Source organism: Sphingobacterium lactis, from assembly GCF_011046555.1.
GTDB classification, from domain to species: Bacteria; Bacteroidota; Bacteroidia; order Sphingobacteriales; family Sphingobacteriaceae; genus Sphingobacterium; species Sphingobacterium lactis.
Map to the genome: position 1 here is coordinate 2,391,502 of NZ_CP049246.1, position 14,251 is coordinate 2,405,752.

Annotated in this window: 15 protein-coding genes; all 15 read left to right on the forward strand. The window is 36.8% G+C overall.

What is annotated here, in order from left to right; all coding sequences use genetic code 11:
- The first annotated feature begins 14 nt into the window (after positions 1–14).
- The 15 genes from G6N79_RS10500 to G6N79_RS10570 all read left to right on the forward strand — a co-directional run bounded on the left by G6N79_RS10500 (position 15) and on the right by G6N79_RS10570 (position 14,251).
- Positions 15–1,451, forward strand: a complete 1,437-nt coding sequence (locus tag G6N79_RS10500) for a lipopolysaccharide biosynthesis protein (protein WP_103907851.1) — start codon at positions 15–17, stop codon at positions 1,449–1,451.
- Positions 1,448–2,521: a DegT/DnrJ/EryC1/StrS family aminotransferase gene (locus tag G6N79_RS10505; protein ID WP_103907850.1), complete on the forward strand. Its 1,074-nt coding sequence runs from the start codon at positions 1,448–1,450 to the stop codon at positions 2,519–2,521. The genes G6N79_RS10500 and G6N79_RS10505 overlap by 4 nt, the downstream gene beginning before the upstream one ends.
- Positions 2,522–2,600: 79 nt before the next feature.
- Entirely contained in the window at positions 2,601–3,320 is a 720-nt protein-coding gene (locus G6N79_RS10510) for a WbqC family protein (RefSeq protein WP_103907862.1), read from the forward strand.
- A 3-nt stretch (positions 3,321–3,323) separates the two neighbouring features.
- Positions 3,324–3,734: a GNAT family N-acetyltransferase gene (locus tag G6N79_RS10515; protein ID WP_103907849.1), complete on the forward strand. Its 411-nt coding sequence runs from the start codon at positions 3,324–3,326 to the stop codon at positions 3,732–3,734.
- On the forward strand, positions 3,722–4,636 hold the full coding sequence (locus G6N79_RS10520; RefSeq protein WP_103907848.1) for a glycosyltransferase family 2 protein: 915 nt from the start codon (positions 3,722–3,724) through the stop codon (positions 4,634–4,636). The genes G6N79_RS10515 and G6N79_RS10520 overlap by 13 nt, the downstream gene beginning before the upstream one ends.
- 9 nt (positions 4,637–4,645) lie before the next feature.
- Entirely contained in the window at positions 4,646–5,605 is a 960-nt protein-coding gene (locus G6N79_RS10525) for a glycosyltransferase family 2 protein (RefSeq protein ID WP_103907861.1), read from the forward strand.
- A gap of 22 nt (positions 5,606–5,627) precedes the next feature.
- On the forward strand, positions 5,628–6,164 hold the full coding sequence (locus G6N79_RS10530) for a serine acetyltransferase (protein ID WP_103907847.1): 537 nt from the start codon (positions 5,628–5,630) through the stop codon (positions 6,162–6,164).
- A gap of 12 nt (positions 6,165–6,176) precedes the next feature.
- The gene (locus G6N79_RS10535; protein WP_103907846.1) at positions 6,177–7,097 is read left to right on the forward strand and encodes a glycosyltransferase family 2 protein; all 921 of its coding nucleotides are present in this window, start codon (positions 6,177–6,179) and stop codon (positions 7,095–7,097) included.
- Positions 7,098–7,111: 14 nt separating this feature from the next.
- Positions 7,112–8,059, forward strand: coding sequence for a glycosyltransferase family 8 protein (locus G6N79_RS10540; RefSeq protein WP_103907845.1), 948 nt, complete (start codon positions 7,112–7,114; stop codon positions 8,057–8,059).
- Positions 8,052–9,119, forward strand: coding sequence for an acyltransferase family protein (locus G6N79_RS10545; protein ID WP_103907844.1), 1,068 nt, complete (start codon positions 8,052–8,054; stop codon positions 9,117–9,119). The genes G6N79_RS10540 and G6N79_RS10545 overlap by 8 nt, the downstream gene beginning before the upstream one ends.
- Before the next feature lie 11 nt (positions 9,120–9,130).
- Positions 9,131–9,976, forward strand: a complete 846-nt coding sequence (locus G6N79_RS10550; protein WP_103907843.1) for a core-2/I-branching beta-1,6-N-acetylglucosaminyltransferase family protein — start codon at positions 9,131–9,133, stop codon at positions 9,974–9,976.
- On the forward strand, positions 9,973–10,857 hold the full coding sequence (locus G6N79_RS10555) for a beta-1,6-N-acetylglucosaminyltransferase (protein WP_103907842.1): 885 nt from the start codon (positions 9,973–9,975) through the stop codon (positions 10,855–10,857). The genes G6N79_RS10550 and G6N79_RS10555 overlap by 4 nt, the downstream gene beginning before the upstream one ends.
- Positions 10,847–11,845: a glycosyltransferase family 2 protein gene (locus tag G6N79_RS10560; RefSeq protein ID WP_103907841.1), complete on the forward strand. Its 999-nt coding sequence runs from the start codon at positions 10,847–10,849 to the stop codon at positions 11,843–11,845. Before G6N79_RS10555 ends, G6N79_RS10560 begins: the two co-directional genes overlap by 11 nt.
- Before the next feature lie 11 nt (positions 11,846–11,856).
- Positions 11,857–13,155, forward strand: coding sequence for a hypothetical protein (locus G6N79_RS10565; RefSeq protein ID WP_200818852.1), 1,299 nt, complete (start codon positions 11,857–11,859; stop codon positions 13,153–13,155).
- Complete coding sequence (locus tag G6N79_RS10570) at positions 13,121–14,251, forward strand: glycosyltransferase family 4 protein (RefSeq protein WP_103907840.1); 1,131 nt, start codon at positions 13,121–13,123, stop codon at positions 14,249–14,251. Before G6N79_RS10565 ends, G6N79_RS10570 begins: the two co-directional genes overlap by 35 nt.

Sequence of the window (14,251 nt, forward strand, 5' to 3'; positions counted from 1 at the left end):
GTTAAAGAATATACATGGAGTTAAAGAAACAAGCCGTTCATGGTGCCATTTGGGTATTTGCGGAGCAATTTGGCTCCCAATTGATCGGTTTTGTATTGAATCTGATCCTAGCACGCATCCTATTGCCTTCGGATTTTGGTACCATTGCGCTATTTAGTATTGTGATGAGTATTGGTAATGTCCTGGTGCAAGGCGGAATGAGCAGCAGCTTGATCCGAAATGCACAGAATGATGAGCGGGATTACTCGACTGTGTTCTGGTTTAATATCGCTTCAGCCGTACTCATATATCTGGTGGTCTACTTTATTGCACCACTTTTTGCACAATTTTTCGAGGTGGAGATTCTAACATCATTAATCCGTGTTTTCAGCCTTATTCTGATCATTGATTCCTTTGCGATGGTGCAGGGGGTAAAATTCGTCAAGGAACTGGATTTCAAGAAGAATTTCAAGATACAGTTGCCTTCTTTGCTCATTGGTGGAGGTTGTGGGGTCTACTTTGCGATGAATGGGTATGGTGTCTGGTCCTTGGTCTATTATTCTTTAATCCAAAATTCCATATTTATGATCCAGCACTGGTTGTACAGCAGCTGGAGACCTTCATTTTCATTCGATATGCAGAAGTTCAAGTACCATTTTGGCTTTGGTGTCAACATGACGCTATCTGCATTATTAAATGTTGTTGTTGCAAATATTTACACGATAATCCTTGGGAAGAAATTTTCACCTTCGATTTTAGGATATTACAATAGAGCGGATGGTTTAAAACAGCTTCCAATTAACAATATATCGAATACTCTGAATAAAGTTACTTTTCCATTATTTGCTGAAATTGGTGATGACAACATCAGGTTTCGTAATTCCTTTCGGGAATTACAAATGTTGGTCATGTTTATTGTTTCTCCTTTAGTAGGTATATTAATTGTAAGTGCTGAACCAATAATTCGTGTTTTGTATACCGAAAAATGGTTGCCAGCTGTTCCCTATTTACAAATACTAAGTTTAGCGGGGGTTTTTCAGCCCGTACAATCCTATAATCTAAATGTTCTTCAAATTAAAGGTCGTTCAGACTTGTTTTTAAAGCTTGAAGTTGTTAAAAAAATTATTATCGTTTTGGTGGTTGTTGTTAGTCTGCCATTTGGTCTATTTGCACTCGTTTGGGGACAGGTTTTAATTTCGATTTTAAGCTTATTTGTCAATTCTTTTTACACTGGTAAGTTTATAAAGTATTCAATATTCGATCAAATAGTAGATTTATTGTTTAGTCTATTTCTTTCTTCTATAATCGGATTAATAATTTGGATTATTGATTTATACTATTTTCAATATTTATTAGATCTTGTAAGAATTGGCCTAATATCCTTAACCTTTTTAATTGTTTATTTTATTGTTTCTGTACTTCTTAAAAGGAATGAAATAAAATTGATTTATTCTCTAATAAAAAGAAAATGATTCCAATCACCAAACCATTTTTACCTCCAATTAGTGAGTTTGAAGAATATCTTTCTGGAATTTGGACCAGAGGATGGCTTACGAATATAGGTCCATTGGCAAGTAAATTAGAAATGGATTTGAAAAATTATTTAGGAGTAAAGCATCTTTTATATGTTACAAATGGCACTGTTGCCTTACAGATGGCTATTAAAGCACTGGATTTATCCGGAGAAATTATTACCACTCCATTTTCATTTGTAGCCACTACATCTTCAATTGTTTGGGAGGGATGTAAACCTGTTTTTGTAGATATTGATAAAGAAACTTTAAATATTGATCCGACTAAAATTGAGTGTGCAATTACACCACAAACTTCAGCAATCTTAGCAACCCATGTTTATGGCAACCCGTGTAACATTGAAGCTATTGAGGTAATTGCAAAGAAACATAATTTAAAGGTTATCTATGACGGAGCACATGCATTTGGAGTTTCTCTCAATGGCAAATCAATATTTGAGTATGGAGATATTACTACGTGTAGTCTGCATGCCACCAAGTTGTATCACACTGTGGAGGGTGGATTAATAATCACACAGAATCAGGATTTGTATAACAAAATGGCATCCATTCGTAATTTTGGTATTTCAGGTTTCGACTCCTTTCAAGAATTGGGAATTAATGGTAAAAATTCGGAGTTTCATGCTGCAATGGGTCTTGCTAATTTAAAATGGATAAACCGAATTATTGATAAAAGAAAAACAATTATCGAGTTATATGAAAAAAATTTGGTTGGATTAGACGCTAAGAGTCAATTGTGGATGGAGGGAGTTATTAGTAATGGTGCTTATTTTCCGATTATTTTAGATTCTGAAAATCAGTTGCTGAAAATAAAAAAAGCGCTTGAAGATAGAGAAATATTTACAAGAAGATATTTTTATCCAAGTTTAGCAAAAAGCTTGCCCTACTTGGATTCTGTTAAAATGCCTGTTACCGAGGATATTGCTCAAAGGATATTATGTTTACCTATATTTTTTGAATTGACAGAGGAAGATATCGATATGGTATGTAGAATTATTTTACAAACCTAAAATACTTAAGTACCAATTTTAATTTAAAAACAATACTGGACGAGCGACTTTTAATTTTTTGTTAAAATGAATGTTTTTTATGAAAAGTACATTTATTGGCATAATGCAGCCTTATTTTTTTCCTTATTTAGGTTATTTTAGTTTAATAAAGCATACAGACATATTTATTTTGTTGGATGAGGTTCAGTTTATTAGGCATGGATGGATTGAAAGAAATAGAATACTTAAAGAGAAAGAAGGTTGGGTTTATATCAAAGCACCTTTAAAGAAGGAGGGTCGATCTACATTGATTAAGGATTGCGTGTTGGATAATACAATTCCATGGCGCGAAAAGATATTAAGCCAATGTCGTTTCTATAAAAAGATTGCTCCGAATTATAAAGAAGTTATGGATCTGATGAATGGCATTTTTTCACAGGACTTTAATTGCATTACTAGTTTGAACAAGCATGTCTTGACTGAAATTTGCCGTTATATTGGGATAGAATGTGAGTTTCACGTTTTTTCGGAGATGAACTTGAACATTCAGCAACCCGCGGCTGCAGATGAATGGGCATTGAATATTTGCCAGGTCATGGGAAGCAACATCACTTATGTCAATCCAATTGGAGGTATGGCATTTATGGATAGAAAGAAATATGCAGAACAAGGTGTGGATCTCTATTTTCATCAGGTGCACTTAGAAAGTTATAAACAAGGATATCGAGATTTTGAACCTGGGTTGTCAATTTTGGATGTACTGATGTTCAATTCGACAGATTCCATACATTCGATGTTAGATCATTATGAATTAGTTTAAAACATGACGCAAAGAGTAATTAATCTGCTTAATCAGTACAATTCACCTTTAAAGGGGATTTATATTTCACAAAGAGTCATTCCTTATGTGCAAAAATTAGAATCCTTCGCGAGTTTTATCTATAAGATGCAGGGGCAGGATTTGTTAGGATTCATTGCCTATTATCATAATGATCCTTCGAAAAATCTTGCTTTTTTATCGATGTTATTGGTTGATGAGCACTATCAATCCAATGGTATTGGCTCATGGTTAATGAGTCGCTGTATTACGCATTTGGATGAGGATGGTTTTCAAAGGATTCAACTGGAGGTGTTAAAAGATAACGATAGAGCCTTACATCTCTATCAAAAATTTGGATTTAAGATATTAGAAGATAGGGAGCGCTTATTTTTAATGGAGAGATGCAGAAATTAAAGAACAGGCCGGATGTCTCCGTAGTGATGATTACTTGGGGACATGAAAAATTTATAGAGCAAGCTATCGAAGGTGTGCTCAATCAATCTTTCGATGGACGTATTGAGCTATTGATTTCCAATGATTGTTCGCCTGATAATACCAATCAGGTGATTACTTCTTATTTAGCGAATCGTCCTGTTCCACCCCATATTGAAATCAGGTATTTCAATCATAATAAAAACAGAGGCTCCATGAAAAATTTTATTTGGACAATTTGTAAGTCAGAAGGAAGTTACATTGCTATGTGTGAAGGTGATGACTATTGGACCGACCCTGAAAAAATTCAAAAACAGGTGAATTTTTTGAGAGAAAATCAAGATTGTAATTTGGTGTACCACCGCGTGATGCTTTGTCATGAGGATGGTAGTCTGAAGGAAGAAGATTTAAATACGGCAAATGAAAGTTACAAGCGTTCGGTTGAGGAACTCGCTGAGAAGGGCAATTTCATGCATACCGCATCTGTCATGTTTCGAAATAATATTGAATTTCCTGAAAATCTTGAATTCAGTCATATAGGCGATTATCCTATATGGTTTTTAAATGGTGAAGTTGGTAAATTTGGTTATCTTCCTGAATTTATGGGAGTTTATCGTCTGTGGGGTGGGTCTATATGGGGAACTAAGGGGCTATCCTATAAAGGATTAAATTGGTTAGGTGTATTGAGTGGCCTTGTGAAGTATACTCGAGATAAAAATCTCAAAAAACTATTGAAGTTACAGGCTACCAATGTGTTTACCTGGATTAGTTTCCGGGAATTAGACCGGAAGCAGAAGTTCCGTTTGCTTCGCTATATCTTTCAATTAAAACCTTCTTTACTCGCACAAATGGTAGGAAAAGCAATGGGTAAATATAATAAGTAAATAATGACCATGGAGAATACAGATCCTTTTGTTTCATTCGTATTACCTGCGTATAAGCAACAATTCTTGGCAGCGGCCATTCAGAGCATATTGGATCAGCGGTATGCAAATTTTGAATTGATTATCGTTGATGATGCCTCTCCAGAAAATCTTGCTGCTGTGGTTGCAGAATTTACAGATCCAAGGATTCGTTTTTACAGCAATGAGCAAAATATTGGAGGCAAGGATTTGGTGCGCAATTGGAATCAATGTCTAACGCATGCAACAGGTGAATGGGTCGTATTGGCTTCTGATGATGATATCTATTCGCCATTTTTCTTAGAAAAGCTTCTGGCTTTAAACAAACGGTTTCCCAACTTAGATCTCTTTTATTGTCGATTTCATACAATAGATAGTTTTGGTGAAACTGTTTCCTATTCGGAACCATGCTTAACGTATGAAACAGCAGAGGAATTTATTTTCTTTAATTTGATTCAGCGGAGGCAACAGGTGGCCCCCAATTTTATGTTTCGTCGAACTGCGATTGAACAAATTGGAGGTTTTGTAAATTTACCATTGGCATGGGGGGCTGATGATGCCACATGGTGCACATTAACCTTAGGTAAGGGAGCTGCTTATTGTGAAGATGTCCTCTTTCAATGGCGCTTTTCAGGGGCAAATATCAGCTCTCAGAAAAGTAATCTGATCGAAAAATCAAGATCCAGGCTGTTGTTCCTGGATTACTGCAGGGATAAAATTATACCATCATTAAGAGAGGATAATGCGGTGTCTGCGTATTACGCTAAGTTGATCCGCTTTCATTACGAAAATTCGTTCAAAGGCGAAATTATACATGCCCTTTCGCATGCAAAAAGCTTCAAAATTGCCTATAAATCCTTTCAGTCTAAACCTATCCGGTCTTTTATCGGGTTAATTGGCTATGTAAAGATGATGGTCAACATTGTATACTTTAAACTTAGTGGCAAATAAATGCCGAGAAAGGAATAGGGTTATGGGAAATAAAAATCAGTATATAAAAGGCGACCGAATCGCATATTATCCAATTCTATCGAAAAAAAATCTATTGGATTGGCTGTTCAGTACGGAACAATATTGGATTCGGAAATTTTTAATTGCCCTTCGCTCCGAGGAATATTATACATTCAAGGAGCCAAATAAATTATTGAAGTTTTATTATTTCCGACGGAAGAATATCATCGGTCGTAAATTGGGTTTTTTTATTCCCGCAGGATGTTTTGATTTGGGATTACATATTTCGCATTATGGATCGATTATTATCAATCCGAAGGCTCGCATCGGTAAGAATTGCACTATCCATGGCAATTGCTGTATCGGGAATCGGGGGGATGACGCTTCTACCTCGCCTATTTTAGGTGAAAATATTGATTTAGGCCAGGGAGCACAAGTTCTGGGTGCAATACGTATCGCCAATGGAGCTAAAATTGGAGCCGGGTCTATTGTATTGCATAGCATTGAAAAGGAAAATGCTGTAGTTGTTGGGATCCCCGGAAAAATTATGGGGTTATAATTTTTGCTACCTATGTTAATATCTTTCATATTACCCGCTTATAAAATGCAATTTTTAGCATCAGCGATCCAAAGTATTTTGGATCAGGAATATGGGGATTTTGAATTGATTGTCATTGATGATCATTCGCCTGAAGACCTGAGGAGTGTGGTGGAAGCATTTGATGATTCTCGCATTCAATATCGAAATGAAAGGAATTTTGGAGGAACGGACTTGGTGGGACAATGGAGTAAGTGCATTCAATTTGCAAAAGGAAAATATTTGATTCTAGCTGATGATGATGATCTATATACACCAACTTTTCTTACAGAAATTATTCGCCTGATCAAAAAATATCCAGGAGTAGATCTATTGCGATCTAGAGTCGAATTAATCAATGATCGGGGTGACATGATTGGTATCGATAATGTGATGTCTGAATACATAAGCCAAGTTGAATTTACGTATAATTGGCTTCGGGGCATTCCCTTCATATGTATCGGTAATTATGTGTTCAGGACGAAAGTTATTCAGGAAAAGCTCTTTGATCAATTGCCATTTGCATTTGGTTCTGATATTACCTCAGTATTGAAAATGGCAGCAAAAGGAATGGTGAATACTTGCGAAATGCTTTTTAAATTTCGTATTTCATCCTTTCAGTTATCAAGCGATACGAGCAAATATTCGCACAAGATCGACGCAATTTCTAAGCTTTATAAAATGGTGGATCAAATCGATTACCCTAATCCCCAAAATGCTGTTCAGGAATATTGTTATCATGAAATTCAGTGGGAGCATTTGTATCGAAAATGTATTTATGACTATTATAATGTTGCCGTTAAGTATTTGCCTTTTAAGAAGATGGGCTTAATCAATTCATGTGTTTTATTAAAACCTAAAGATAAGTACTTGATGTACGCACGATTTATTATTGATAAAGTGTTCAAGCGATAAATATTTACCGAATTATGAAAGAAAGAATACACTTAGTCGTCGCTTTTACAGAGAACTATTTTGTTCCAGCAGCCACCTGTATTACATCGATCTTAAGAAATGCAGAAAATAGCCATCTCTTTGAGGTAATCTGTTTGTTGACAAAAGATTTGCCTGTTCATATGAAACAATTGCTTGAGCAAATTGACCCGACAAGGCTTTCTTTCCGTTATATCAATCTCGATGGACAGTTGGCTGGGGTATACGTAGATGAGCGCTACACGATAGCAGCTTCTTTTCGTCTATTGTTGCCGGAACTGCTTAAAGAATACGACAAGGTGATTTATTTGGACTGTGATATTATTGTCCGTCAGGATTTGGGCCAATTATACCAGCAAGTTGATCTTGGGGATAATTATTTGGCAGCTGTATTTGAAGCAGCCTTGCCGCATCAAATTGAATACCTTGAACGGATCGGTTGTCAACCGGGTTACTATTTCAATTCCGGGTTTTTGCTCATGAATTTGGCCTTGATGCGGAAAGATGGTCTGACGCAGAAATTGATCGATGCCCTAAAGGTTCCTTATTTACAGTTTCCAGATCAAGATGTATTGAATATCCTCTGTCAGGGGCGTGTACATGGACTGTCGCCGGTATACAACAGCATTCGAACTTTCTTTTTGCCACAATTTAAAAAGGAATTCGTAAATCGATACAGCGAAAAAGAATGGGATCTGGTGCAATATAGTGGTACCATTCATTATACCGGAGGAAAACCTTGGAACGAATTTACCATCAAATTTGGCGAATGGTGGGCCTGTTATTTCAAACTTCCAAAAGCTTTAAGAGCACAATGGACACCATCACCTACCGTTTTAAGAATGGGAAGGATACATTCGATTCCTATCCTTAATTCATTCTTCTTGAGTGTTATTAATACCTATAGATCAATTAAAAACTTTATAGCTACACGAAATGAATAAAAAGATTGATTCACTACAATTTATACGGGCATTTGCAGCTATTATTGTTGCCAATAGTCATATTTGGAATGATGGTTTGCTTTGGGGGATTTTTAATGAATTTGGCGGATTTGGGGTAGATTTGTTTTTTGTATTAAGCGGCTTTATAATGTGTTTAACTGTTAAGTTAGACCTTGGGTCAAATTTCAAAAATTCTGCTTATTTTTTAAATCGAAGGATTACTAGAATATTTCCAATCTATTTAATTTGTGCTATTCCTCTTTTGATTTTTGTAACTAAAGCTGAGGGTGTCCAAAGTGTTTATTATTATTTAGGAAATATTTTGCTTTTGCCCAGCTTTACTAATGATCCAGATTACAGGCTGGTTTTACCTCCAGGTTGGACTTTAATTTATGAAATGTTCTTTTATTATATTTTTAGTCTAATCTTACTTTTTAGCCATAATAGATTCCAGATCTTAAATATCATCGGTGGAATTTTGGTTAGTATGGTAATTATTGTCCAAGCTTTGGGTATTCAAGGACCTCAATTATCTTGGGCAAATTTTTCATATATAATTGGTGATAGTTTGTTAGTAAATTTCGCTTTAGGCATTATAGTGTATTATATTTATGAAAGGTACAATGGAAAAATTAATATAAATATATTCTGGGCCTTATTGTTTTTTACAATTATTTGTGGGGTGAGTATAACAATGATTTATTTTAAAATCCCAAGATTTTTGGCTAATGGTATACCTGCATTTCTGGCAATAATCGTATTTGTTTTTGTTAAAAATTCCTGGTTTCAAGGGCGCTTGGGTAGGAAATTGGTTTTTATTGGTGACGCTTCTTATAGCATCTATTTAACGCATTTTTACTTTTCATTTTTTAAGCCAGATTTCCTTTCCTTGGGAAAAATTTATATTAAAAATGAATCGTTCTTAATTAATTTCGTGGGTATTTCGTGTATGATTGGAGCCATTTTGGGAGGATGTTTGTTTTTTACTTTTGTCGAAAAGCCATTGATTAAGGTTTTTTCGCCTAAAAAAATGGGTGCACTAGAAAAAAGGACACAATAATCAGATTTTGGATGAAACACGCGTATTTGATCATAGCTCACCATGAATTTGCCATTCTTCAGGAATTGGTTTCCGCATTGGATGATAATAGAAATGCTATTTTTATCCATATCGACCGGAAGGTTCGCGTGATTCCTGAGCTAAAGACAGAAAAAGCCGAACTACACTTTGTCCCTGATGCGGACAGGATCGATATCCGATGGGGTCATTTTTCGCAGATTGAGACAGAATTTGTTTTATTTACTTTGGCGCATAAGTATGGACCTTACAGCTATTACCATGTGATATCTGGAGTTACCCTGCCTTTGAAAGGTCAGGATGAGATCCATGGTTTATTTGCTGTCGGTTCCGATATTCAATATTTTGTGCCTATCGGGCACGCGGATTCGGAATTGGAGGAGAAAGGAAATATGATCAATTTAGGCATGCGGAATTTTTCCAAAAGTCGAAGCGCTCAAATTTGGAGACAGCAGCTAATCCGTATTCAGCGTATGCTCGGTATACGTGTTAATTCCGATCGGAGATTTGTTAAAGCTGCAAATTGGGTGAGCATTACCCAAGAAGCGGTTGACTATTTACTAGAGGCGAAGCAGAAAATTTTCAAAAAATATAGATTTACGATGTGTGGTGATGAATTGTTTATCCCGACCGAATTGAACCATTCCAATCGGAATTGGACGTGCATGTATTCGGATGAACTTTTGTATCAAGAAATGAATGGATCAAATGCTCGAGAGCTGACCTTGCAAGATTTTGAAGCGATGGTGGCTAGTCAGGCGATCTTTGCACGGAAATTCAGTGTAAAGGAAGATGAATTGGTTAAAATGGTGTTGAAAAAGATAAAAGGAAGTACATGAAACATGCCTATTTAATAATCGCTCATAATGAATTTCCTGTTCTCGAGCGGCTTTTACAAGCTTTAGACGACCAAAGGAATGATATCTATATTCATTTTGACGCTAAAGTGAAAGAACTTCCTGCATTATCGGTCCAACATGCGAATTTATTTATCCTGCAGGACCAGGAAAGAGTAGATGTTGCATGGGGGGATGTATCTGTTGTAGAAGCTGAATATGCGCTTTTTGAAGCAGCAAACAGCCGTGGACCGTACGCTTACTACCATTTACTTTCAGGAGTTGATATGCCGTTAAAAAGCCAGAACGAGATCCATGACTTCTTTAATCAACACCAAGGCAAAGAATTTATTGGCTATTTTACTGGTAACATGGATTATGAACTGGACCGAAAGGTGAATCGATACCACCTATTTCCTAAAGATTTTCGAGCCAACGGGACGCTGGGCAACAAGATAAGGCGATTAATCCGCTATGCATACATGAAGTTGCAGTATGTTTTTAATATTCGCCGAAATACGGATATTGAATTTAAAAAAGGAACACAATGGGTCAGCATCACTCAACGATTCGTTGATGATGTGCTTAAAAAGAAAGAGGAAGTGTTCAAGATATATGGTCATACTTTCTGTTCGGATGAGATTTTCCTGCAGACCATTTGTTGGCATTCCCCATATAAAGATCAAGTCTTTGATTTTGATAATGAAGGACGAAGCAGCATGCGATCTATAGGCTGGAAAGATGGTGTACTGTATGATTATGAAAATCAGGATTATGGACACTTAATCCAGTCTGGGTCATTATTCGCACGTAAGTTTAACTCCAGAAATCTGGAAGTTGTCGATAAGATTCTGGCCAATATAACACAGAAAAATGAAGGATAATCCGATAGTTTCTATAATTGTTCCCGTTTATAATGCGGAGTCAACTTTACATATATGCCTGGAATCTCTTGATAAACAGGTGTATAAATATATGGATGTAATCTTTATTAATGACTGCAGTACGGATGGAAGTTTAGCCAAAATAGAAGAATTTGCTGCTGCAATGGGAGCTTATCCTTCGATGCAGGTGACGGTGCTTTCTCATGAAATTAATCGTGGGGTTGCCGCGGCAAGAAATTCAGGGTTAGCCGTTGCTCAGGGCAAATATATATACTTTATAGATGCAGATGATTCATTGGAACCACAGGCATTGGAGGTACTTGTTGCAAGAGCTGAAGAAAAGGATTTGGAACTTTTGGGTTTTAACTGGTTCCTGACGTTCGCCAATGGGGAGCGCAAGATGACCCAACCTATGTATGCCACTACGATGGAGGCCATGATCAAGATGTTTGAAGGGACAATGAAATGGAACCTGTGGATTTTCTTAATAAAACGAAGCCTTATTGAAAATCATTGCATTCGTTTTATTGAAGGCAAAAATATGGGAGAAGACCTCCTTTTTATGGTCAAGTTATTGGCACAAGTGCAGCGTATTGATCGCATAGATGATTACTTTTACCATTACGGACAGCTGAATGAAGGGTCGCTGACCAAGCAATATTCAGATAGGCACATTGAAGAAGTTACATATAATGTCTCGGAAGTAGCGAAGTTTCTACAGGAAAACAATGTCCTTCCTAATGTTAATGTTTATCTTAATTTTTTGAAATTGAATATTAAACTACCGATGCTTATCAGTAAAGATGTAAAACAGTATAAGAAATGGTTTGTTTGGTTCGAAGAAGCGAATGCATTTGTGGACACGGACCGGAATGTTTCGAAACGAATTCAACTGTTAGAACGTATGGCGGTGAAGAAGCAATACTGGTTTATCAAACTGCATTACTTTCTGATCGTAAAATTATATTATGGAGTTTTTTATAAATAAGAAGTAGACCAATGGGGAACTTATTAAAATTTTTATTCTTAGGGACAGTGGTTAGTTTTTTCCTATTTCCCATTAGTTTCGTTGGTTTACCAGTGGGGCTGAACACGAAGGTGATGCTTGCCGGATTCGGGGGGATTATGACGGTCTATCGCTTTTTTGAATTATGGAAAGTGCGGATGACGTATGGTCTATTAGCCTCTACACTTATCGCATTGGTATTTTCTTTTATCTGTTTTATTTCCACCGATATAAATCATACAGATGATTATTCGTATGCTACCTATATTGGTAGTTTTGCCATTTGGCTCTTAGCTGCTTATGCAGTTACCGAATTTATCCGGTTCTTTTACGGTGAGGTCTCCTTTAAAATATTGACTTTTTATATCGCCGGGGTATGTTTTGCGCAATGTGTGCTGGCCATGATTATCGATAATGTTCCTGCATTTAGGTCGTTAGTGGATGCTGTAGTTTTCCAAGGTCAAGATTTTTTGAAACGCGTAGATCGCTTATATGGTATTGGTGCATTTTTAGATCCTGCAGGAGTTCGATTTTCCATCTGCTTGATTATGATTGCCGGGTTATTGAGTGAAAATGAGGAAGTGCGAAAAAGCAATAAAAATATCACCTTCTTATTGATTGCCTATTTTACGATTGTGGTTATCGGAAACTCCATTTCTCGGACAACCATTATTGGTTTTGGCGGCTCGTTAATACTCTTCTTTTTAAGTTCTGGTTTGTTTTCATTCATTATCAAATTGGATTCCATTAAATTGGGCGTGCTTTCCTTTGTCATCATTGCCATAGGGGTTGTGGCTACAGTTTATTTTTATCAAACAAGTGATAGCTTTTATGATCAAATGCGCTTTGCATTTGAAGGGTTTTTCAGTTGGGTGGAAACTGGAGAATGGCGTACGGACTCTACCGATAAATTGAACAACGAAATGTGGATCTGGCCTACCGATACGAAAACCTGGATAATTGGTAGTGGTGTTTTCGATAATTATATCTATAGTACGGATATTGGCTATTGTCGGTTCATCTTATACTGTGGCCTAACTGGTTTTTCTGTATTTGCCGTCCTATTTGTATTTAATGCACTTTATTTTATGTCGAAGCACAAGGGATATAGATTGATGTTCTTCGTGTTTTTAGCCATCACCTTTGTGATTTGGCTTAAGGTTGCTACGGATATCTTTTTCATCTATGCGCTGTTTTATTGCGTAGATTATTTTACTGCAGAAGAAGAGGTTAAGGATACAGAATTAATTGAGAAAAATGAAGGTAACCTATTGTATCCTAGGTACGTTTAATTCCGGCGGAATGGAACGTGTGTTGACCAATAAGGCTAATTATTTGGTGAACAAGGGCTATGAGGTCAATGTGGTTACCACAGATCAAAAAGGACGGAAACCGTTTTATGCATTGGATCCGAGAATTAAAACCTATGATCTCGGCATCAACTATACGGATGACCTCGATCGAGGTATTTTGAAGCGTGGTGCGATTTACCTGAAAAAGCAACACTTACATCAGAAAAAATTAGCTGAACTTTTGCATACGCTGAAATCGGATATAACTATTTCTATGTTCGATAACGATGCTTCCTTTATAACCAAGATTAATGATGGCAGCAAAAAGGTCCTGGAGATTCATTTTTCCAGGTTTAAGCGTTTACAATATGGCCGAAGTGGACTGCTTGGTTTTATTGACAAATTTAGAAATAAACAGGATTTACGGACAGTTGCTCGTTTTGCAAAATTTGTTGTTTTGACCCATGAAGATAAGGGGTATTGGGGCGATTTGCCGAATATTCAGGTGATACCGAATGCAAATTCCTTTAAGCGAATGGGGCGTGCACCCTTGGAAAATAAACGCGTGATTGCCATCGGCCGATTGGATTACCAGAAGCGATTTGAGGATCTTATCGAGGCGTGGGTAAAGGTAAAGGAAACGGCACCAGAATGGGTGTTGGATATCTTTGGAAAGGGACCCCTGAAAACGACCCTTGAGGAGCAGATTGCACAACTAAATCTAACTGATGTGGTTCGGATCAATGAACCCGTTAATAACATTCAAGAGGAATATTTAGGCAGTGCCATGCTTGCCTTGACTTCACGATATGAAGGATTGCCTATGGCATTATTGGAAGCACAAAGTTGTGGCCTGCCTATGGTGACATATGCTTGTAAATGTGGGCCAAAAGATATTATCAAAAACGGTGAAAATGGTTTTTTGGTTCCTGAAGGTGATATTGGCCGAATTGCTGATAATCTATTGACATTGATTGCGGATCCAGAATTACGGTCAGAAATGGGCGGCAATGCGTATTTATCCTCTGCAAGGTATGATGAAGAAGCAATCATGGAGCAATGGGAATCCATGTTTTCCGATATAACAAAGATATAA